This is a genomic window from Microbacterium sp. EB106-03-03-XG65 (assembly GCF_058791955.1).
This window is the reverse complement of sequence record NZ_JBYTEB010000002.1, coordinates 756,608-777,516: the sequence shown is the minus strand read 5'-3', so window position 1 is coordinate 777,516 and position 20,909 is coordinate 756,608. Positions and strand designations below refer to the sequence as shown.

21 protein-coding genes are annotated in these 20,909 nt (G+C 69.5%); 16 read left to right on the top strand and 5 right to left on the bottom strand.

The features are described 5' to 3' along the window. Positions 1-690, bottom strand: coding sequence for an SGNH/GDSL hydrolase family protein (locus tag AC3WS6_RS17150; protein ID WP_492502220.1), 690 nt, complete (start codon positions 688-690; stop codon positions 1-3). Between the two features lie 316 nt (positions 691-1,006). Between AC3WS6_RS17150 and AC3WS6_RS17145 the strand changes: the two genes are divergently transcribed. Then, a complete protein-coding gene (locus AC3WS6_RS17145) occupies positions 1,007-2,359 on the top strand; it encodes an MFS transporter (RefSeq protein WP_492502219.1) in 1,353 nt (450 codons plus the stop codon). Positions 2,360-2,550: 191 nt separating this feature from the next. Here the strand turns inward: AC3WS6_RS17145 and AC3WS6_RS17140 are convergent, their stop codons facing one another. Beyond that, positions 2,551-3,561 carry a LacI family DNA-binding transcriptional regulator gene (locus AC3WS6_RS17140; protein WP_492502218.1) on the bottom strand — a complete coding sequence of 337 codons (1,011 nt, stop codon included), beginning with the start codon at positions 3,559-3,561 and terminating at the stop codon, positions 2,551-2,553. A 226-nt stretch (positions 3,562-3,787) separates the two neighbouring features. Between AC3WS6_RS17140 and AC3WS6_RS17135 the strand changes: the two genes are divergently transcribed. Genes AC3WS6_RS17135 through AC3WS6_RS17090 form a run of 10 tightly spaced genes read left to right on the top strand, consistent with a single transcriptional unit; the run spans position 3,788 to position 12,375 of the window. After that, positions 3,788-4,558 carry a LamB/YcsF family protein gene (locus tag AC3WS6_RS17135; protein WP_492502217.1) on the top strand — a complete coding sequence of 257 codons (771 nt, stop codon included), beginning with the start codon at positions 3,788-3,790 and terminating at the stop codon, positions 4,556-4,558. An 8-nt stretch (positions 4,559-4,566) separates the two neighbouring features. Then, a complete protein-coding gene (locus AC3WS6_RS17130; RefSeq protein WP_492502216.1) occupies positions 4,567-5,277 on the top strand; it encodes a 5-oxoprolinase subunit B family protein in 711 nt (236 codons plus the stop codon). Further along, entirely contained in the window at positions 5,274-6,272 is a 999-nt protein-coding gene (locus AC3WS6_RS17125; RefSeq protein WP_492502215.1) for a 5-oxoprolinase subunit C family protein, read from the top strand. The genes AC3WS6_RS17130 and AC3WS6_RS17125 overlap by 4 nt, the downstream gene beginning before the upstream one ends. After that, the gene (locus tag AC3WS6_RS17120) at positions 6,269-7,039 is read left to right on the top strand and encodes an SDR family oxidoreductase (RefSeq protein ID WP_492502214.1); all 771 of its coding nucleotides are present in this window, start codon (positions 6,269-6,271) and stop codon (positions 7,037-7,039) included. Before AC3WS6_RS17125 ends, AC3WS6_RS17120 begins: the two co-directional genes overlap by 4 nt. 11 nt (positions 7,040-7,050) lie before the next feature. After that, the gene (locus AC3WS6_RS17115) at positions 7,051-7,746 is read left to right on the top strand and encodes a 4-carboxy-4-hydroxy-2-oxoadipate aldolase/oxaloacetate decarboxylase (RefSeq protein WP_492502213.1); all 696 of its coding nucleotides are present in this window, start codon (positions 7,051-7,053) and stop codon (positions 7,744-7,746) included. Further along, positions 7,743-8,978 carry an aspartate transaminase gene (locus tag AC3WS6_RS17110; RefSeq protein ID WP_492502212.1) on the top strand — a complete coding sequence of 412 codons (1,236 nt, stop codon included), beginning with the start codon at positions 7,743-7,745 and terminating at the stop codon, positions 8,976-8,978. The genes AC3WS6_RS17115 and AC3WS6_RS17110 overlap by 4 nt, the downstream gene beginning before the upstream one ends. Further along, positions 8,975-10,024 carry a D-2-hydroxyacid dehydrogenase gene (locus AC3WS6_RS17105; protein WP_492502211.1) on the top strand — a complete coding sequence of 350 codons (1,050 nt, stop codon included), beginning with the start codon at positions 8,975-8,977 and terminating at the stop codon, positions 10,022-10,024. Before AC3WS6_RS17110 ends, AC3WS6_RS17105 begins: the two co-directional genes overlap by 4 nt. Before the next feature lie 37 nt (positions 10,025-10,061). Next, the gene (locus AC3WS6_RS17100) at positions 10,062-10,829 is read left to right on the top strand and encodes a glucose 1-dehydrogenase (RefSeq protein WP_492502210.1); all 768 of its coding nucleotides are present in this window, start codon (positions 10,062-10,064) and stop codon (positions 10,827-10,829) included. Continuing rightward, a complete protein-coding gene (locus tag AC3WS6_RS17095; protein WP_492502209.1) occupies positions 10,829-11,869 on the top strand; it encodes a zinc-binding dehydrogenase in 1,041 nt (346 codons plus the stop codon). Before AC3WS6_RS17100 ends, AC3WS6_RS17095 begins: the two co-directional genes overlap by 1 nt. Beyond that, complete coding sequence (locus AC3WS6_RS17090) at positions 11,866-12,375, top strand: gluconokinase (RefSeq protein ID WP_492502208.1); 510 nt, start codon at positions 11,866-11,868, stop codon at positions 12,373-12,375. Before AC3WS6_RS17095 ends, AC3WS6_RS17090 begins: the two co-directional genes overlap by 4 nt. Before the next feature lie 30 nt (positions 12,376-12,405). Here the strand turns inward: AC3WS6_RS17090 and AC3WS6_RS17085 are convergent, their stop codons facing one another. From AC3WS6_RS17085 to AC3WS6_RS17075, 3 genes are read right to left on the bottom strand one after another with little or no spacing between them, the layout of a single operon-like run. Continuing rightward, the gene (locus AC3WS6_RS17085) at positions 12,406-12,993 is read right to left on the bottom strand and encodes a DUF2238 domain-containing protein (protein WP_492502207.1); all 588 of its coding nucleotides are present in this window, start codon (positions 12,991-12,993) and stop codon (positions 12,406-12,408) included. After that, positions 12,990-13,844, bottom strand: a complete 855-nt coding sequence (locus AC3WS6_RS17080; RefSeq protein ID WP_492502206.1) for an endonuclease/exonuclease/phosphatase family protein — start codon at positions 13,842-13,844, stop codon at positions 12,990-12,992. Before AC3WS6_RS17080 ends, AC3WS6_RS17085 begins: the two co-directional genes overlap by 4 nt. Further along, complete coding sequence (locus AC3WS6_RS17075; RefSeq protein WP_492502205.1) at positions 13,841-14,596, bottom strand: glycosyltransferase family 2 protein; 756 nt, start codon at positions 14,594-14,596, stop codon at positions 13,841-13,843. Before AC3WS6_RS17075 ends, AC3WS6_RS17080 begins: the two co-directional genes overlap by 4 nt. A gap of 287 nt (positions 14,597-14,883) precedes the next feature. Here AC3WS6_RS17075 and nirB point away from each other — a divergent pair, with 287 nt between their 5' ends. Genes nirB through AC3WS6_RS17050 form a run of 5 tightly spaced genes read left to right on the top strand, consistent with a single transcriptional unit; the run spans position 14,884 to position 20,858 of the window. After that, positions 14,884-17,463 (top strand): nitrite reductase large subunit NirB, encoded by a 2,580-nt coding sequence (gene nirB, locus AC3WS6_RS17070; RefSeq protein WP_492502204.1) that lies wholly within the window; start codon positions 14,884-14,886, stop codon positions 17,461-17,463. Then, on the top strand, positions 17,460-17,825 hold the full coding sequence (gene nirD / locus AC3WS6_RS17065; RefSeq protein ID WP_492502203.1) for a nitrite reductase small subunit NirD: 366 nt from the start codon (positions 17,460-17,462) through the stop codon (positions 17,823-17,825). The genes nirB and nirD overlap by 4 nt, the downstream gene beginning before the upstream one ends. Continuing rightward, a complete protein-coding gene (cobA, locus tag AC3WS6_RS17060; RefSeq protein ID WP_492502202.1) occupies positions 17,822-19,057 on the top strand; it encodes a uroporphyrinogen-III C-methyltransferase in 1,236 nt (411 codons plus the stop codon). The genes nirD and cobA overlap by 4 nt, the downstream gene beginning before the upstream one ends. Further along, positions 19,054-20,184 carry a uroporphyrinogen-III synthase gene (locus tag AC3WS6_RS17055; RefSeq protein ID WP_492502201.1) on the top strand — a complete coding sequence of 377 codons (1,131 nt, stop codon included), beginning with the start codon at positions 19,054-19,056 and terminating at the stop codon, positions 20,182-20,184. Before cobA ends, AC3WS6_RS17055 begins: the two co-directional genes overlap by 4 nt. Continuing rightward, positions 20,181-20,858 carry a sirohydrochlorin chelatase gene (locus tag AC3WS6_RS17050; protein ID WP_492502200.1) on the top strand — a complete coding sequence of 226 codons (678 nt, stop codon included), beginning with the start codon at positions 20,181-20,183 and terminating at the stop codon, positions 20,856-20,858. Before AC3WS6_RS17055 ends, AC3WS6_RS17050 begins: the two co-directional genes overlap by 4 nt. The last annotated feature ends 51 nt before the right edge of the window (positions 20,859-20,909 follow it).

Genomic DNA, 20,909 nt, shown 5'->3' with positions numbered 1-20,909 from the left:
TCACAGCGGAGAGTCGAGCTGTGCGAGCGCCGCATCCATCCGCTCGGCCATGTGCGCGTAGCCGACGTCCGACGGGTGCAGGCCATCCGACGCCATCCAACTGTCCTCCGAACCGGCGTAATGACCGTCGAGCCATCTGCTCGCGCCGGGGATCCAGTCCGCATCGACGTCGACTGCCGCACCCTCGACCCAGGCGATGATCTGGTCGACCGATGCCGGGCGCTGCTCGGTGTACCAGAACGGCTCGACGACGATGATCCGCGCGGAGGGGAGCGCGTCGCGGATGCGCGCGAGGTCGGTCGTGATCGTCTCGCGGATGAGATCGGCGCGGCGGTCGTAGCTGAAGTTGTCGTTCAGTCCCATCGTGACGAAGACGATGTCGGGCTCCTGTTCGATCACGAGCTCCGGTAGGTCGTTCTCACCGAAGCTCGATCGATGGTTCACGAACCCGAGGCCGTTGACGCTGGGGTTGAACTCCCGCCACCCGCGGTCCTCGCTGATGATCGTCGACCAGCGGAGCGACGGATCGCTCGCCCCGGTGCCGAGCGTGTAGGAGTCTCCGTAGAACGCGACCAACGGCCCGCTCCCTGCAGATGCCGAGGCGTCGGGTGCGGCCGCCGGTGCGGCGCTGCACGACGTGAGGCCCAGGGCGAGGGCGATGGCGGTCGCGAGGGTTCGGAAGCGGCGCATACTTCCTGTTCGTCGCCGAGGTGCGGGCGGATGGGCGCGCGTCTCATGGCGGCGCCGCGCCGGGGAGGCACGGATGGCAACATCGATGGCAAAAACAACGCGACCTGATCCCCGGACGGATGCATATCATTGGAATCTCGCCTCTCCGCTGGCACGTCCGTGGCACAATGCTTGTTTCCTCGGATGACGGATCCATACAGTTCCTTCAAGCGAGCGAGACCGCCGCCCACGAGAACCCGATCAGCGGTATCGCACAGCGGACACACGGCACACGACCCGATCGCCGACCCGCTCCGAGACCGCCAATGGAGGCGACATGACGACCACTTCTGTACCCAAGAAGACGCCGGCCAAGGCCGCGATCGCGTCCTGGGTGGGCACCACGCTCGAGTACTACGACTTCGCCGTGTACGGCACGGCGGCGGCGCTCGTCCTCAACCAGCTGTTCTTCCCACCCGAGCTTCCCGAGGGGGTTCGCGTGCTGCTGAGCATGATGACCCTGGCGGTCGGCTACGTGGTGCGTCCGCTCGGCGCCTTCATCCTGGGCCCGCTCGGCGACCGGTTCGGCCGCAAGTTCGTGATGATGCTCACGCTGTTCGGCATCGGCATCTGCACGTTCATCATCGGCTGCCTGCCGACGTTCGAGCAGATCGGTGTGCTCGCGCCGATCCTCCTCGTCGTCATCCGCATCATCCAGGGGCTGTCGGTCTCGGGGGAGCAGGCGAGCGCGATCTCGATGAGCCTCGAGCACGCTCCCGACAACCGTCGAGGCTTCACCACGAGCTTCGTCACCAGCGGTTCCGCCTCGGGCGGCCTGCTGGCCACCGCGGTGTTCATCCCGTTCGCGGCGATGCCGCAGGAAGATCTGCTGACCTGGGGATGGCGCATCCCCTTCTGGCTGTCGGCCGTCGTGGTCGTGGTCGCGTACCTCATCCGTCGCAACCTCGAAGAGCCGCCCGCGTTCGTGCAGACCCAGGCCATCAAGGTGCAGCTCGCGCCGATCAAGCAGGTCACCCGCTTCCACTGGGTGTCGATCATCCGGGTCGCCGCGTGCGCCATGATCGCCGGTGTCAGCTACCTCTTCGCGACGTTCTCGGTCGCCTTCGCCACGACCGGCTACGGCCTCGACAAGGCGACCATGCTGTGGGTGCCCGTGCTCGCCAGTCTGCTCGCGCTGCTCTACACGCCGTTCGCCGGATACATCTCCGACCTCATCGGCCGCAAGACCGTGTTCATCATCGGTGCCGTCGGAGCGGGTGTCACTCTGGTGCCGTACCTGTGGGCGATCACTCAGGGCGACTGGGCCTTGATCTTCCTCCTCGGCATCCTCTGCAACGGCCTCTTCTACTCGACGGCGAACGCGGCCTGGCCGGCGTTCTTCGCCGAGATGTTCCCCAACCGGGTGCGGGTCTCGGGACTCGCGGTGGGCACCCAGATCGGCTTCGCGATCGCCGGTGCCATCGGTCCGGTCGCTTCGACGGCGCTGGCCGGCGAGGACCTCACGAACTGGTTCGGCCCCGCGCTGCTGGGCCTCGGCATCATGGCGATCGCCGTCATCTCGGCGCTGACCGCCAAGGAGACCCGTCGGTATTCGCTCGACGAGGTCGATGAACGGCAGCAGACCCAGAAGGAGAAGGATGCCGTGACGGCATCCATCCTGGTCCCGTAGCCCGCGACGCGGAAGACCCCGGATGCCGACGGCATCCGGGGTCTTCTGCGTGTGGGGCGGAGGTCTGCGTGTGGGGCGGAGTTCTGCGTGTGGGGCGGAGTTCTGCGTGTGGGGCGGAGGATGCGGCGGGATGTGGCCGCCCGACGCGGAGATATCCGCCCGACTCGACGCCGCCCGCCCGACGGGCGGCGTCAGGCCGTCAGCGGGCCGGTCGACGCGCGCACCGTGAGGTGGGCGGAGATGTGGTCGATCCGCTCGGAGCGGTCACGCGTCGAGAACCGACCGATGAGCATGTCGACTGCCGCGCGGCCGGCGCTCTCGCCCGGCGAGGTGATGGTCGTGAGCGGCGGGTGCGAGAACGACGACCCGAAGATGTCGTCGCATCCGATCACGCTCAGATCGCCCGGCACGAGTACGCCCAGCTGACGGAACCGGTCGAGGGCCCCGATCGCGAGCACGTCGTTGAAGAAGATGCAGGCGGTCGCTCGCGTGAGCACGACGGCGTCGGCCGCGGCCGCACCGTTCGCGAGCGTGGGCTGGTAGCGCCCGACCGCGACGACCTCGACATCCCGTTCGGCCGCCGACGCGTTGATCGCCTCGAAGCGTGCACGGTCGGTCCACGATCCATGGGGTCCGCGCACGTACGCGATGCGAGTGTGACCGAGCGAGTTCAGGTACTGCACGGCCTGGCCGAGGCCGGCGGGAGTGTCGATCACGACTCCGGACAGCCCCGGGGCCTCGCGATTGATCACGACGGTCGGCGTGATCTGGGCGACCGAGCGCAGCACCTCGTCGTCGACGCGGGGGGAAGAGACCACGATGCCGTCGACCGTGCGCGCCATCTCGCGCAGCCACTGCTCTTCCATCGGCAGCGACTCCTCGGTGCTCACGAGCAGATGCAGGTAGCTTGCGGCGCGGATCTGCGCCTGCGCCCCGCGGGTCACATCGAGGTTGAACGGATTCGTGAGGTTCGGCAGCACCAGCGCGATCGTGCCGCGGGCGAGACGGTTCTCGGCGGCCGGCAGCAGCGCCGACGCGTATCCCATCTCCTGAGCCTTGCTGGTGATGCGCTCGTACATCTCGGCGCTGACGCGGTTCGGGTTCGAGAGAGCGCGTGACACGGTCGAGGGCGCGACGCCGCAGGCCTCGGCGATCTCGGTGAGGGTGACGCGGCGCTGCACGCGGCGGGCGGGGACGACCATCAGGATGCTCCTCGCGGTGGCGGATGATGACGTCGATGCTACCCGAGTGGCGTCGTCGTGACGAGGGAATGTGGCACGGTCTTTGCCAAGAGGCCGCCCACAAACCCGCGATTTAACGGGGGCAGGCAGAGATGTGCGGCACGGATGCGGCATGATCCTGCACTGTTCCGTGCCTGCAGCCGTAGCGTGTCTTCCACAGCGGAATCGACGACGAGAGGAGCTGACGATGACCCGGAAGATCGACCTGGTGGCAGATCTCGGTGAGGGATTCGGTCCGTGGCGCATGGGAGACGATGCCGCCCTGCTCGACGTGCTCACCTCGGCGAACATCGCCTGCGGATTCCACGCCGGCGACCCGCAGATCATGGACGAGACGGTCCGCGCCTGCGTGCAGCGCGGGGTCGGCGTCGGCGCCCACCCGTCGTTCCCCGACCTGCAGGGCTTCGGCCGCCGCGACATGGGACTCACCGCCGACGAGGTGCGCACCGACGTGCTCTACCAGTTCGGCGCGCTGCAGGCCATCGCGACCTACCACGGCACGACCGTCACGCATCTGGCTCCGCACGGCCGCCTGGGCAACCTCGTGGCGGTGCGCGAGGACTACGCGGATGCCGTCGCCGACGCCGCTCGCCGACTGAACCCCGAGCTCATCGTGCTCGCGCAGGACGGAAAGCTGGCAGACGCCGCCCGTGCAGCGGGGCTGCGCGTCGGCATCGTAGGGATCGCCGACCGTGCCTACGAAGACGACGGCACGCTCGTGCGGCGCACCGAGCCCGGCGCCGTGATCCACGACCCTGATGAGATCCGCAGCCGCACCGTGCGCATGGTGGTCGACGGGGTCATCGAGAGCCGCAACGGTGTGCTCATCCCGGTCGAGTGCGACACCGTGCTCGTGCACGGCGACACCGACGGCGCGGTCGCGCTCGCCCTGCAGATCCGTCAGGGCCTGGAGGCGGCGGGCGTCGAGATCGCCCCGCTCGCGGACTGGCTGGAATAGGACTCGCCATGGCACCGGCATCCGTCGTCATCTCTCCCAGCGGCACCTCCGCGCTGCGCGTCGTCAGCACGCTGCCCGACCGCGAGGCCGGCTGGCGACTCGTGCATCACCTCGCCCGCTTCGTCGACGCGGCGCGTGTGCCCGGAGTGGTCTGTGTGATCCCCACCTACGACGCCGCGCTCATCGAACTCGATCCGGCCGAGGTCGCGCTCGAGCGCCTGGCGGAATACCTCGAGGTCGTGGTCGACGGCCTCGACCGCGACCGCCCGCTCACCGAGACGCCGCGCACGTTCGACGTGCCCGTGCTCTACGACCTCGACGGCGAGCTCGACCTGCACATGGTCGCCGCGGCCCAGGGCATCAGCGCCGAGCAGGTCGTGCAGCTGCACAGCGAGGCGAGCTACACCGTGCGCTGTCTCGGGGCCCCCGGAGGGTCGCCCATGCTCGACGGGCCGCCGTTCCCGCATCCGGTGCCCCGCCTCGCGAGCCCCCGCGCGCACGTCCCGCAGGGCGTCGTGTCGGTCGCCGGGCGGCAGGCGACCATCACGCCGGCCGCGGCCCCCGGTGGTTGGCCCCTGATCGGCCGCACCCCTCTCACGGTGCTCGACCTCACCGTCGAACCCTTCGTGCCCTACGAGCCGGGCGATCTCATCGCGTTCCGGCCGATCGAGCGAGACGAGTACGACGCGCTTCTCGGCACCAGGATGGTGGCCCGATGAACGCCGGACAGCTGACCGTCATCGAGGCGGGCTCGACGCAGATCACCGATCTCGGCCGCGTGCGTGGCCCCCGCTACGGCGTGCCCGTGAACGGCGCTCTCGACCAGCGGTCGGCACGGGTCGCGAACATCCTCGTCGGCAACCGCGAGGATGCCGCGCTGCTCGAGGTCACGGCGCTCGACCTCGAGTTCGTCACCGACGTCGACATCCTGCTCGCGGTCACCGGAGCCGACGGACACCTCACGATCGACGGCGTCACGCGCCCGACGAACCAGCCGGTCTCGGTGCGCGCGGGTGAAGCCGTGGCGCTGCGGCAGCTGCAGGGCGGGCTGCGAGCCTACGTCGCGGTGCGCGGTTCGTTCGACGTGCCGCTGCTGCTGGGCAGCTGTGCCCCGGACTCGGTGCTGGGCTTCGGGGGTCGACTGCTCGCCGGGGCGACCATCGACATCTGCCGCTCCACGCTTCCGTTCATCAACAACCACTTCGCGGCCGAGCTGTACAGCCTCGAGGTCCCGCGGATCTCCACCGGATTCGTCGTCGACGTGACCGACGGTCCCGACATCGATGATTTCGCCGAGACCGCCGATCGACTGTTCGCGCAGCCATACCTGGTCACCCCGACCAGCAACCACATCGGCCTGCGTATGACAGGGCCGCTGCCCGAGAGGCGCTCGACGGGAGAGGTGCTCTCGCGGGGCGTGCCGGTGGGGGCGGTCGAGGTGCCGCCGGGCGACGAGCTGCTCGTGCTGCACCGCGGCCGCGGCGTCACCGCCGGATATCCCGTGCTGGCGGTCGTCACGGCGGGATCCCTCGACGTGCTCGCCCAGGTGCGCCCCGGCGAGCGCCTGCGCTTCCGCAGGGTCTCGGCCGCGGATGCTGCCGCCCATGCCCGAGCCGAGCTCGTCGAGCTCGAGACTCTCCGTCTTCGCGTCCGATCCGTGTTCACGGCCCTCGACGCCCTTGCAACATCCACCACCGGAAGGACCCTGCTATGACTTTCTCCGACTACCGAGTCGCCGTCGTCACCGGCGCCACCAGCGGCGTCGGGCGCGGTGCGATCGACCTCTTCCTCTCGAAAGGGCTGACCGTGCACGCGATCGCCCGCGACGAGTCGCGGCTCGCCGAACTCGCCGACAAGGGCGTGATCACGCACGCACTCGATGTGCGCGACACCGCCGCTCTGACGCGCGAGCTCGCGGGCATCGAAGCAGACATCGTGCTGAACAGCGCGGGAGTCAGCCGCGCGGGCAACATCCTCAGCTCCACTGCCGAAGACCTGGACGACCTGGTCGAGGTCAATCTCACGGCCGTCATGCAGATCCTTCGGCTGCTCTACCCGGGCATGGTCGAGCGCGACCGCGGGCACGTGCTCAACATCTCGTCGATCGCCGGGCACTACAACTTCTTCGGCCACACGGCGTATCACGCGACCAAGGCTGCGGTGCATCAGCTCTCGCGTCAGCTGCGCAACGACGCGATGGGCAAGCGCGTGCGCGTGACCGAGCTCAGCCCCGGGCGCATCGAGACCGAGATCTTCTCGCGCAATCTGGGTGGCACGCCCGAGACGGATGCCGAGGCATGGGCGACGTACTACGAGGGCTACGAGTCGCTCACGGTCGATGACGTGATCGCGGCGATCGAGTTCGCGGTCGACGCCCCCTCGCACGTCAACATCGGGCTCGTCGAGCTCATGCCCACCTTCCAGGTTCCCGGCGGTCTCACCTTCGACCGTCGCGAAGCCGCACTCCAGAACGCGAAGTAAGGAACATCCCCATGGTTCACGTCACCACGAAGATCCAGCGCGCCGACGCCGCCGACATCGCCCGCGTCGGAGAGTTCACCGCTGCGACGATCCACGAGGCGCAGGGCCGCCGCGGCGCCCTGAACTCGAACATCACGCCGATCGACCGCGACATGTCGTTCGTGGGTTCGGCATTCACCGTCGTGTGCGCCCCTCGCGACAACCTCATGCTGCAGGTCGCGATCCACTACGCGCAGCCCGGCGACGTGCTGATCGTGTCGGCGGGCGAGTTCGCCGAGGCGGGCATGTTCGGCGACGTGCTCGGCAACGCGTGCAAGGCCAAGGGCATCGCCGCGCTCGTCACGGATGCCGGGGTGCGCGACACGCAGGAGCTACGGGAACTCGGCCTGCCGGTGTTCTCGGGCAGCGTGTCGATCAAGGGCACGGTCAAAGAGACCCTCGGCGCCCTCAACCAGCCGGTCGTGTTCGCGGGCGAGATCATCTACCCGGGCGACATCGTCAAGGGCGATGCCGACGGCATCGTCGTCGTGCGGCGCGAGGAGGCACGCGAGGCGGCCGAGCTCTCGGCGGCCCGCGACGCGAACGAAGCCGCGCTGATCGAGAAGTACTGGGCCGGCGGCACCACTATCGAGCTCTGCAACCTCACCGAGGTGCTGAAGGCCAAGGGTCTCACGACCGACATCGACGAGGTCGAGGACCACTCATGACCGACTTCGCGACCGGAGAGGTCGCCTCGTCCTTCCACGCCGCAGAGCGCCTCGGCCGCATCAAGCCGTCGCCGAGCACGGCCGCTGCCGCACGGGTGCGGCAGCTCAAGGACGAGGGGCGCCGCATCCTCGATCTGACGGTCGGCGAGCCCGACTTCGACACTCCCGACCACGTGAAGCAGGCGGCCATCGCCGCGATCGGGGCCGGTGAGACCAAGTACACGCCCGTGAACGGCACGCCGCGGCTGCGTGCCGCGATCCGGGGTGCGCTGCGCCGCACGCACGGGATCGAGTACTCCGACGCCGAACTCACGGTCGGCGGCGGCGGCAAGCAGGTCATCTTCCTCGCGTTCATGGCGACGGTGGATGCCGGCGACGAGGTGCTCATCCCCGCGCCCTACTGGGTGTCATACCCCGACATGGTGCGCGCGAACGAGGGCACCCCGGTGATCGTCGAGACCTCGGTCGAGAACGGGTACAAGATCAGCGCCGCCGAGCTCGAGGCCGCGATCACCGACCGCACGACCTGGCTCGTGCTCAACAGCCCCGGCAACCCCAGCGGCGCGATCCACACCGAGGCCGAGCTCGCGGAGCTCGCCGAGGTGCTGCGCCGCCACCCGCACGTGTCGGTGCTGTCCGATGAGATCTACAGCGAGATCTCGTTCACCGGAGCGCCCGCTCCGAGCCTGGCCGGAGTCGCCCCCGATCTGCGCCACCGCGTGCTGGTCGTCTCGGGAGTCTCGAAGTCCTACGCCATGACCGGGTGGCGTCTGGGCTACGCAGCCGGCGACCCGGCGCTCGTGAGGGCGATCAACACCCTGCAGTCGCAGACCTCGTCGTGCCCGTCGTCGATCAGCCAGGCGGCCGCGGCCGCAGCGCTCGAGGGCCCGCAGGACTTCATCGCGGAGTCCGTGCCGGTGTACCGCGAGCGTCGAGATGCCGCGGTCGCGGGGCTGCAGGCGATCGACGGTCTCACTCCGCTCGTGCCCGACGGAGCGTTCTACCTCTACGTCGACTGCGCGGGCCTGATCGGTCGCACGACGGCCGAGGGGGCGGCGCTCGAGAACGACCAGGACGTCACGCTGTACCTGCTCGATCATGCGGGCGTCGCCGTCATTCAGGGATCGGCGTACGGCCGGTCTCCGTTCTTCCGCATCTCGTTCGCGACCGACATCGACACGATCAACGCCGCCGTGGCCGAGATCGCCGCGGCCGTGGAGGCACTGCGATGACCGCCCGTCTCCGGGTGGCCGTCGCCGCGCCGCTCGCCCCCGAACTCTGCGAACTGCTCACGTCGCTCGAGCCGCGCATCGACCTGCTCGTCGACCAGACGCTGCTGCCGCCGATGCGGCATCCGGCCGACTTCTCCGGTGACCCGTCGTTCCGCCGCACGCCCGAGCAGCAGGCGGCCTACGAGCAGCTGCTCGACTCGGCAGACGCGCTGTACGGCATCCCCGACGTCGACCCCGCGGCGCTCGCCCGCACCGTGCGCGCTGATCCGTCGCTGCGGTGGGTGCACACGATGGCGGCCGGCGGCGGGGGACAGGTGCGCGCCGCGCAGCTGCGCGACGACGAGCTCGAGCGCGTGACGTTCACCACCTCGGCCGGGGTGCACGGCGACGCGCTCGCCGAGTTCGCCGTGTTCGGCGTCTTCGCCGGGGCCAAGCACCTGCCGCGTCTGACCCGTCAGCAGGCGGATCGCGAATGGAGCGGCCGCTGGCTGATGTCGCAGGTGTCGGAGCAGACGGTGCTCGTACTGGGGCTCGGGGGCATCGGATCGTCGGTGGCCGAGAAGCTGTCGGCGCTGGGGGCGACCGTGATCGGCACCTCGCGCAGCGGAGCATCCGTCCCCGGCGTCGCCCGCACCGTGCATCCCGACGACATCGCGTCGGTGCTCGGAGAAGTGGATGCCGTCGTCACGACTCTTCCCGGAACCGACGCGACGCAGCACTTCATCGGCCGCGAGTTCCTCGCCGCCCTGCGTCCCGGGGCCACGGTGGTCAACGTCGGCCGCGGCACCGTCGTCGACGAGGCGGCACTGCTCGACGCCCTGGAATCCGGCACGGTCGGCTTCGCCGCTCTCGACGTGTTCGAGGTCGAGCCGCTGCCCGCCGAGAGCCCGCTCTGGGCGCACCCGCGTGTGCTGGTGAGCCCGCACACGGCGGCGCTCGACGCACGAGAAGACCGCCGGATCGCCGAACTGTTCGCCGACAACGCCACCCGGTTGCTCGACGGGGCGCCGCTGCGCAACGTCGTCGACACCGTCGAGTTCTACTGACCCGCACCCCGACCATCTGATCCGCATCGGAGACATCATGCCCAACCCGTTCGACCTGACCGGCAGAAGAGCCCTCGTCACCGGCTCCAGCCGGGGCATCGGCCACGCCATCGCGCGGTCGCTGCTCGACGCCGGTGCGCACGTGATCGTGCACGGGCGAGACTCCGCACGAGTGGATGCGGCGGCCGCCGCGTTCGCGATCGACTTCGGCGCGGATGCCGTGTCGACGGCGGTGTTCGACATCACCGACGAGGACTCGGTGATCGCCGGCATCCGCAGTGTCGAAGCCGAGGGCGAGATCGACATCCTGGTGAACAATGCAGGGATGCAGCACCGGGAGCCGATGCTCGATGTCAGTCTCGAGAACTGGGAGCGCGTGATCCGCACCGACCTCACGAGCGCCTTCCTCGTCGGGCGCACGGTGGCGCGAGCGATGGTGGAGCGCGGTGAGGGGGCGATCGTCAACATCTGCTCGGTGCAGACGGATCTCGCCCGACCGACGATCGGCGCCTACACGGCGGCGAAGGGCGGGTTGCGCAACCTCACCAAGGCGATGACGGCCGAGTGGGCGGGCAGCGGGGTGCGGGTGAACGGCGTCGCGCCCGGCTACATCCGCACCGAGCTCACGCAGGCGCTGGTCGACGATCCGACGTTCAATTCCTGGGTTCTCGGCCGCACCCCGGTGGGCCGCTGGGGAGAGCCCGAAGACATCGGCGGCGCGGTGGTGTGGCTCTCGTCCGACGCGTCGAGGTTCGTCACCGGCCAGGTCGTCTTCGTCGACGGCGGCATGACGGCGGTGGTGTGATGTCGAGCGCTCCGCACGCGATCGTGATCCATGAGGCCGGCGATCTGCGCATCGACGAGATCGCCGAGCCGGTCCCCGCGCCCGACGAGGCCGTGATCGAGGTGATCTACGGCGGCATCTGCGGTTCCGACCTGCACTACTGGAAGCACGGGGCCGCGGGGGAGTCGATCCTCCGCGCGCCGATGGTGCTCGGACACGAGGTGGTCGGCGTGGTGCGGCGCGCGGCGCCCGACGGCACAGGGCCCTCGGAGGGGACGCGCATCGCGGTGCACCCCGCGACCCCGGCGAAGGAGTACGTGCGTCATCCCGCAGACCGGCCGAATATCTCGGGCGGCGGGTACCTCGGATCGGCGGCGCACTTCCCGCACCGCGACGGGGCGTTCGCGCATCGGGTGGCGATGCCGACGCGGATGCTGCGGGCGCTGCCCGAGAGCATCGACCTGCAGGAGGCGGCGCTGATCGAGCCCGCGAGCGTCGCCTGGCACGCCGTGAACAGGATCGGTGATGTGACCGATCTGTCGGCGCTCGTCGTCGGATGCGGCCCGATCGGCCTGCTCGCCGTGGCGGTGCTGAAGGCGCGTGGCGCGCGTCACGTCACCGCCGTCGACCTGCACGACCGGCCGCTCGCGATTGCGAAGGAGCTCGGCGCCGACGTCGTGCTGAAGCAGCCGGATGCGGCCGACGTGGCCGCGATCGATGCGGATGTCGTGATCGAGTCGTCCGGCAGCCACCACGGCCTCGACACCGCGATCCGCGCCGCGACGCGCGGTGGGGTCGTCGCGATGGTCGGCCTGCTGCCCACCGGCCCGCAGCCCGTGCAGATCGCGCTCGCGATCGCGAAAGAGCTCGACCTGCTCGGCTCCTTCCGCTTCAACGACGAGATCGACGAGGTCATCGCCGCGCTCGCCGCGAAGGAGCTCCGCATCGCCCCGGTCATCAGCCACGTCGAGTCCTGGCGCGCGGCCGAGGCGGCGTTCGCGACCGCGGCGGATGCCACCGTGTCGAGCAAGGTCCTGCTGAAGTTCGGTCGCGCACGATGACCGCCCCGCTGATCGTCGTGATGGGCGTCTCCGGATGCGGCAAGTCCACCGTGGGCGCGGCCCTCGCCGAGCGCCTGCGCGTGCCCTTCCGCGACGCCGACGACCTGCATCCGGCGGCGAACGTCGACAAGATGTCTCGCGGAATCGCCCTCACCGACGACGACCGCGCACCGTGGCTGCACCTGGTCGGCGAAGAGCTGTTTCGGCATCGGGTCACCGGACTCGTCATCGCCTGCTCGGCGCTCAGAGTCGCCTATCGCGACATCCTGCGCGCGCATGCGCCGGCGACCCGCTTCGTGCATCTCGAGACCACGAGGCAGGTGATCGCGCAGCGGATGGTGGTGCGCTCCGAGCACTTCATGCCGCTCACGCTGCTCGACTCCCAGATCGCCACGCTCGAACCGCTCACAGCCGACGAGCAGGGTCACGTGGTGAATGCCGACCGGAGCATCGACGAGATCATCGGCGCCGCGGAGCGAGAGATCCGCTCGCCGCTCGCGCGGTGACCTGATCGTCGCGGGCGATCCACCGTCTGTTCAGGGTCGATACGCGTCGGGACGTTCGAGCGGCAACAGCGCGACGGCGACCCCGGCTGCCAGGGCACCGAGACCGCCCACGGCCATGTCACCGATGGTGTCCTGGTAGGTGACGAAGATCTCGCTGGTGACGAATGTGCGACCGGCCCACTCGATCATCTCCCAGAGCGCGCTGACGGCGAGGCCGAGCATCGCGGTGACGACGACGCCCGTGCGCCTGCGGAACGTCTCGGCGCCCTGACGCGGTACGACGTCGCACCGGGCGAGGGCGAGGTAGCCCGTGGCGGCGATCGCCCCCGTGCACACGAAGTGCACGACGAGATCCCATCCCGTGATGGTGCGGTAGAGATCGAACACATTGCTCCCTGCCGCCACGAGCACGATGACACCGACCGAGATGTCGAGCCAGGCGCGCATGCCCAGCATGCGAGGGATCATGAGGGCGGGGAGCGCGAGAGCGAGGATGCCGGCATCCGTCGGGGTCGACCAGATGGCCGCGACGACGACGCTGAGCACAGCGATCACGCGCAGAGCGTCGGCCGTGTACTCGGCGACGCCTCGAGGTGGACGGAGGAAGTTCTGCTTCATCGGGGCGTCTCCGTTCGCACATCGCGTGATTCCACGGCTGCCAGTCGGACGACGGCCTGAACGGGGAAGTGATCCGACGGCCAGCCTCCGGCGACGCGATGGGTATTGACCGCGGCGCGGCAGACGTGAACTCCCGGTGACACCAGGATCGCGTCGATGCGCCGCCCAGGCCGGGGCGGGCGGTACCCGCCGTACGTGCCCCACTCGGGGGAGAGCCTCTCATCCGCTGCCGTCCAGGCATCCGCCAGAGCGTCGCCCGCCCGCAGTGCGCCCCACGGGATCGAGGTCGGTCCCGCATTCAGATCTCCGAGCAGCACGACAGGCTGCGATTGCCCGATCACCGTGCGGTGCAGCTCCTCCGCCGCGCGATGGCGCGATCTCGTGGAGAAGACGTCGAGGTGCGTGTTGATCACCACGACTTCTCGTGACGTCACCCGATCCCGAAGCCGCGCCTGCACGGCGACGCGCGGGATCACGTTGCCCCAGGAGGTCGATCCCGGCTGATCCGGTCGGTCGGAGAGGGCGGTCTGCCGCCATTCGAGCAGTTCGAGTCGGTCATCGTCGTAGAACACGGGGCATCCCTCGCCGCGGGGCCCCGTGCTGCGGCCGTGACCCACGAAGCGGTACGAGCCGCCGAGCGCGTCGCGCATCACGATCGCCTGGTCCGGCATGACCTCCTGAGCGCCGAGAATCGTGGGTCGCTCTCTGCTCAGCAGCGCTTCGACGCGAGGACGCCGAACACTCCAACGGTCGGCGAGGGGCCAGGTCGGGAACGCCAGACGCCGCCGCACGTTGAACGTCATCACATGCAGATCCGGCGCATCCACACGGCCGACGAGCGGGATGGTCATCGATGGGCACCTCTCGGCGTAGGGACTCCGAAGCGGTGCAGGACACGCCGGAGCGCCAACCGCACCCAGCGCACCGATGGGAAGTCCTGCGGCCAACGCCGGATGACGGTGCGGAAGCCTCGGCGGGTACGACGCGCGAAGGCACGGCCGCTCACGAACGGGCGCATGGAGATCCCCATCCCTGTGTTCGGAAGGTAACGGATGCGGTGGCGTTCGCCGAGATGGAAGGCGAGGTCGAGGTCGTCGTGCACCTCCGGGTCGTCGCGCCGCACGTCTGCGCGCACCGAGAGCCAGGCCGAACGGCGGAAGGCGAGATTCGAGCCGAACAGCGGCAGGTGGCCGAGTGCGGGAGCGGTGGCAGCCGCATACGCGCCCAGATAGGCGCCGGCCAGAGGCGCTCGCAGGACTCGCGGGCCGTCGATGAAACGGGCGCCACCGGTGAAGACCGAGACCCGCGGATGCCGCACGAAGGCGTCCATCGTCTCCTCCACCCAGGTGTCGGCCGGGATGCAGTCGGCGTCGAGCCGCAGAATCACATCCCCGGTCGCCGTGTCATAGCCGAGTGCGCTCGTGGCGGGGATGCCGGGCCGATCGCAGTGCACCACTGTGGCGCCGAAGGCGGCCGCGACCGCTGCCGACGAGTCTGCGGAGTCGTTGTCGACGACGATGATCTCACTCGGCTGACGGGTCTGACGGGCGAAAGCCGTCAGACACTGCTGCAGATGACCCGCGTCATCCTTCACCGGGATCACCACGGATACGGTGAGGGACGGTCCGGCTGGTCTGGGACCCTTCACAGAGCCTCCTCGGCGCGTCGTTCGGCAAGGCTATGCGATCCCTGCCCATGGTTCGACGCCGTTGACATCGGAGCACCCGCCGGTTAGTGCGGGCATCTGCGTCGGCTGGCCAGAGGCAGCCGTGACGGTCTCACTTCAGCGTTATCCAGTTGTGAGCAGAACGTTCGTTCGGCGTAACGCCGACCGCGCTCTCCGTGAAACACCGCGCGCCTAAAGTCGGCTTCACGGACAGAGGAGGGCTCGTGATCGTTCGAGACAGCGCACCGGCGAATGTCGTCGTGGTCGGCGCCGGGATGGTGGCGCACCGGTTCGTCGAGAGTCTGCTGCGTTCGGAGAACGACGCCCGGACCGTGACCGTCATCGGCGAGGAGGCACGCGCGCCATACGACCGCGTCGGGCTGACCTCGTACTTCTCGGGTGCGCTCGCCGAAGACCTCGAGCTCGACCCCGGCGTGCTCGCTGATCCACGCGTCCGCTTCATCGCTGACGACCGTGTGACGCAGATCGATCGTGCGTCACGGTCGGTGCGCACGCGGTCGGGCGCGCAGCACGCGTACGGCACGCTCGTGCTGGCGACCGGTTCGTACGCTCTGCGACCCGCGGTCGACGGGGCCGAGCTCCCCGGCAGCTTCGTGTACCGGACGCTCGACGATGTCGCGGCGATCCGTCAGTTCGTCGAGCGGCGGCGGGCGCAGCTCGGACGCCCGCTGCGTGGCTCCGTGATCGGCGGCGGTCTGCTCGGGCTGGAGGCCGCCGGTGCGCTGCAGGGGCTCGACGTCGGATGCACCGTGGTGCAGTCCTCCGATCGCCTCATGTCTGCTCAGCTCGACCTGGCCGGCGGCACGATCCTCCGCCGGCTCATCGAGTCGAAGGGGATCCAGGTGCGCACGGGTACGAGGACCACGCGCCTGGACCCCGATGCGTCCGGTGCTGTGGCCGCCCTTCAGTTCCAGGACGGCAGCATGCACGACGCAGACATCGTCATCTTCACGGTCGGCGTGCGCCCGCAGGACTCCCTGGCCCGGCTCGCTCAGCTCGACGTGCATCCCACGGGCGGTGTGCTGATCGACTCCCGCTGCCGAACGATCGACGAGAACATCCTCGCGATCGGCGAGGTCGCCAATTTCGACGGTCGCTCCGTCGGGCTCGTCGCCCCCGGCTACGCGATGGCGGAGGTCGCGGCGACTCGCCTGCTCGGAGGAGATGCGACCTTCCCGGGCTACGACGACTCGGCCAAGCTCAAGCTCGCCGGTGTCGAGGTCGCGAGTTTCGGTGACGCGATGGCCGTGACCCCGAACGCTCTCGATGTCGTCTACACCGATCCGGTGAACGGGGTTTACAAGAAGCTCGTACTCTCCGACGACGCGAAGATTCTCCTCGGCGGCATCCTCGTCGGCGATGCATCGGCGTACGGCTCGCTCCGTCCGCTGGTGGGAGCGCCGCTCGGCGCCGATCCGGCCGCTCACCTGCTGCCGGAAGGCGGCACGACGCTCCCGGACAATGAGTTGCCGGAATCGGCCGTCGTCTGCTCGTGCTCGAATGTGACGGCGGGGCGCATCCGCGAGGCCGTCCATTCGGAGGGCTGCACGGATGCCGCAGCCGTGAAGGCGTGCACGAAGGCGGGGGCGACCTGCGGATCGTGCGTCTTCGCGGTGAAGAAGATCGTCGGACAGGAGCTCACCAAGCTCGGCCAAACGACGTCCGATGCGCTGTGCGAGCACTTCGCGATGTCGCGCCGGCAGCTCTTCGATGCCGTGCGGGTGTCGGAGCTGTCGACATTCAGCGCCATCATCGGGCGCTTCGGCACCGGTCGTGGCTGCGACATCTGCAAGCCGGCCCTCGCGAGCATCCTCGCCGTGCTGGTCGGCGCGCACGTTCTCGACGGGGAGAACGCATCGCTGCAGGACACCAATGACCATGTGATGGCGAACATGCAGAAGGACGGCACCTACTCTGTGGTGCCCCGGATGCCGGGCGGCGAGGTCACACCGGCAGGGCTCATCGCGATCGGCACCATCGCGGACACGTACGGGCTCTACACGAAGATCACCGGCGGCCAGCGGATCGACATGTTCGGTGCCCGTCTGGAGCAGCTGCCGCAGATCTGGCAGAAGCTGGTCGACGCCGGTTTCGAGTCGGGCCAGGCGTACGGCAAGGCGCTGCGCACTGTGAAATCGTGTGTCGGGTCGACCTGGTGCCGATACGGCGTGCTCGACGCAGTCGGCATGGCGGTGCGGCTGGAGCTGCGGTACCGCGGTCTGCGCGCGCCGCACAAGCTCAAGGTCGGCGTCTCCGGTTGTGCCAGGGAGTGCGCGGAAGCTCGCTCGAAGGATGTCGGCGTGATCGCGACCGAGACGGGCTGGAACATGTACGTCGGCGGGAACGGCGGGTTCTCACCTCGGCACGCGGAGCTGCTGGCATCCGATCTCGACGACGAAGGACTGATCCGTGCGATCGACCGCTTCTTCATGTACTACATCCGCACTGCGGACCGGCTGCAGCGCACAGCCGGATGGTGCATGGAGCTGGATGGTGGACTCGACGGTCTCCGGGCAGTGATCTTCGACGACAGCCTCGGCATCTGCGAGGACCTCGACGCGGCGATGGCGGTGCATGTGGACCGCTATGAGGACGAGTGGGCGGCCACTCTGCGGGATCCCGTGAAGCTGCGGCGGTTCGAGTCCTTCGTGAACGCGCCCGATACGCCGGACCCCTCGCTCGCATATGTATCGGAGCGGGGGCAGGTGCGTCCCGCCACGACGGAGGAGCGCAGCGACGGTGCGGTGCTGATCGCCGGCACGACGCTGGAGGTGCGTCGATGACGTTCACAAGCCCCACCGCCGCGCGGCGCGTGCGGGTGTGCGCCGTGAGCGATCTCGAGGTCGAGCGCGGTCGGGCTGCGCTCGTCGGTGCGGTGCAGGTCGCGCTGTTCCTGCTGGCCGATGGATCCGTGCACGCCGTGTCGAACCTCGACCCGTACAGCGGAGCGAACGTCATGTCGCGTGGCATCGTCGGGAGCAGAGGCTCGACGCCGACGCTGGCATCGCCGATGCACAAGCAGGTGTTCGACCTGCGCAGCGGAGCGTGCCTCGAGACGCAGGGTAAGGAGCCTGCATCGCTGAGGGTGTGGAGCGTGGCCGTCGTCGACGGGCACGTCGAGATCGACATCGAGGAGCTCCGATGACTGTGATGCTGGGTGTCAACCTCGCCGGCCGCGACGTGCTGCTGGTCGGCGGAGGGGCGGTGGCGAGCAAGCGGCTCCATCGCTTCCTCGCCGACGGCGCGAGGCCGCGGATCGTCGCTCCTGTGTTGGATGGCCGCACGGCACTGCTCGTCGAGCGTCACAGTGTCGCCTGGGAGCCCCGGGAGTTCCGCGCGGGCGACCTCGACGGTGCGTGGCTCGTGCACACGGCGACCGGTGATGCGCAGATCGACCGTCTGGTCGCGGAGCAGTGCGAGATGCAGCGTGTTCTCTGCATCAACGCCTCGGATGGCGCGCACGGCACAGCCAGGCTCACCGCACAGGCTGAGATCGGCGACGTGACGGTCGCCGTCACGAGCACGGTCGGGGCCGACCCCCGGCGTTCCGTCGCGGTGCGCGACGCGATCACCGACCTGGTCAGTGACGGCGGTCTGCCGTTGCGGCGACGGCGGGCCGGCCGCACTGGCAGGGTCGACCTCATCGGCGGCGGTCCCGGTCCCGCTGATCTGATGACCGTGCGCGCCCGTCGCCTGATCGCCGAGGCGGATGTGCTCGTGACCGACCGCCTCGGACCGGCGTCCGAGATCGTGCAGGGTCTCGACTCGGATGTCGAGGTGATCGACGTGGGCAAGCAGCCGGGTCGTCACCCGGTCCCGCAGGACGAGATCAACCGGATCATCGTCGAGCACGCCGCAGCCGGACGCAGGGTCGTCCGGCTGAAGGGCGGCGATCCGTTCGTTTTCGGGCGCGGCGGTGAGGAGATGCGCGCCTGTCTCGCCGCCGGGATCCCGGTCGATGTCACGCCGGGGATCTCGAGCGCGATCGCGGTGCCGCAGGCGGCCGGCATCCCGGTCACGCACCGCGGCACGGCGGCGGCGTTCCACGTCGTGAACGGGCAGGGCGGGTTCGGGCCGGGTACCTTGGAGGCCATGGCTGACGCGACGGTGACGACGGTCGTCCTGATGGGTGTCGCCGCTCTCGGGCGGCTGGTCGAGTCTGCGCTCGCGCACGGAGTCCCGAGAGATCGGGCCGTCGCATTCGTCGAGAGTGGTCACACGCCGCAGCAGCGTACAACGCGCACGACCCTCGGCCGGGCTGTGGAGGAAGCGCGCGCGGTCGGGCTCCGCAACCCCGCCGTGATCGTGATCGGGGAGGTTGCGAGCGAACGTCTGCTGCTGCCGACCCCCGCGGCGATCGGGGCTGCTCTGGCGTGACGACCCGTGCCCCGCTCCCACCGGCTCTCGCCGGATGCACCATCGTCGTGGCCGCAGACCGACGCGCGGGTGATCTGGTCTCTGCACTCGAACGCCGGGGTGGACAGGTCTACCGGGCGCCTGCGCTCAGCATCATCCCGAATGAGGACGACGAGGACCTGCTCGCCCGCACCCGCGACCTGATCGCGACTCCGCCCGACATCGTGATCGTGACGACCGGTGTCGGGTTCCGCGGGTGGATCGATGCCGCGCACGAGAACGATCTGGCGGAGGATCTCGCAGTCGCGCTGGCCGATGCGCAGTTCGTCGCGCGAGGGCCGAAGGCGCACGGAGCGATTCAGCAGGCCGGGTTCACGGCGGACTGGGTCGCGGAGTCCGAGACATCGGCGGAGGTGGGGGAGTACCTCACGGCTGACGGCGTGGCAGGCCGGCGTATCGCGATCCAGCACCACGGTGCAGGTGCGGATGGCCTCGACGCGCTGCTCCGTGATCTCGGCGCCGATGTCGTGAGCATCACGGTCTATCGGTGGGGTCCGCCGCCCGACCCTCAAATCGTTCACCGCTCCGTCGTACAGGCCGCCACGGGCGAGGTCGACGCGGTGCTCTTCACCTCCGCACCCGGCGCCGCGGAGTGGGTCAGGGCGGCGGTGCGCGCCGGCGCACTCGACTCGATCCGTCGACGCGCGGCGGCCGGACGCCTGCTGCTCGCGGCCGTCGGCCCCATCACCGCCGCACCGTTGCGCGACGCCGAGCTGCACATCACGCTCGCCGCCCGCGGCAGGCTCGGGTCGCTGGTGCGCTGCGTCGTCGACCACTTCGCCTCAGGGACGGCACCGCAGCTGCGGACCGCAGCCGGCACCCTGGAGGTGCGCAGCGGCGGAGCGTTGCTCGCGGGCCGCTTCGTGCCGCTGTCTCGCGCAGGTGCCAGCATCCTGAGCGAGCTCTTCGACGCGGCTGGACGGGTGCTCTCGCGGGAAGAGCTCGCGCTCGTGCTGCCGCGGGGCGGCGAGAGCGCGCACGCCGTCGAGATGGCGGTCGCCAGGCTCCGAGAAACGCTCGGCGGGGCGAGCGTGATCCAGACCATCGTGAAACGCGGCTACCGACTCACTGTGGAGGATTCCGAATGACCACTCTCGTCGCTTGCTCCCACGGCACCGACTCGCCGGAGGGGCGGCGTGCGGTCGAACTCCTCGTGGATCTCGTTCGGCAGCTGCTGCCGCAGACGCGGGTCGTGCAGGCGTTCGTCGACGTGCAGGAGCCCACCCTGCTCGATGTGATCGAGCAGGAGCGGAGCCTCGACGATGTCGTCGTGGTGCCGCTGCTGCTCTCCGTCGGGTTCCACACGGCCGTCGACATCGCCGACGCGGTACGCCCGCACGACAACGTGCGCCAGGGAGAGCCCTTGGGCACCCATCCGCTGGTCGCGGAGGTATTGGCCGACCGGCTTCGGGTGACCGTCTCGGACACCTGGCTGCCTGGTGACCACATCGTGCTCGCCGCAGCCGGATCGAGCAACCCGGCCGCCGTCGCGGATGTCGCCGCAGCCGCCGCGAACCTCGCTCCTCTCATTCCTGTCCCGATCACGATCGGCTACGCCTCCGCGATCGATCCGCGGATCGGAGAAGCTGTGGCATCCGCTCGTCGTGGCGGGGCTACTCGCGTGATCGCCGCGAGCCATGTGCTCGCTCCGGGGTACTTCGCCGGACTGGTCCGGAGGGCGGGTGCCGATCTGGTCTCGGCGCCGCTCGGCGTCGACGTGCGCATCGCCGAAGTGGTCGTCGACCGTTTCCACGCGGCCTGACCTCGGGAGCAACGCCCCTCGAGCGCACGACAGGGGGCGGACGCCGAAGCA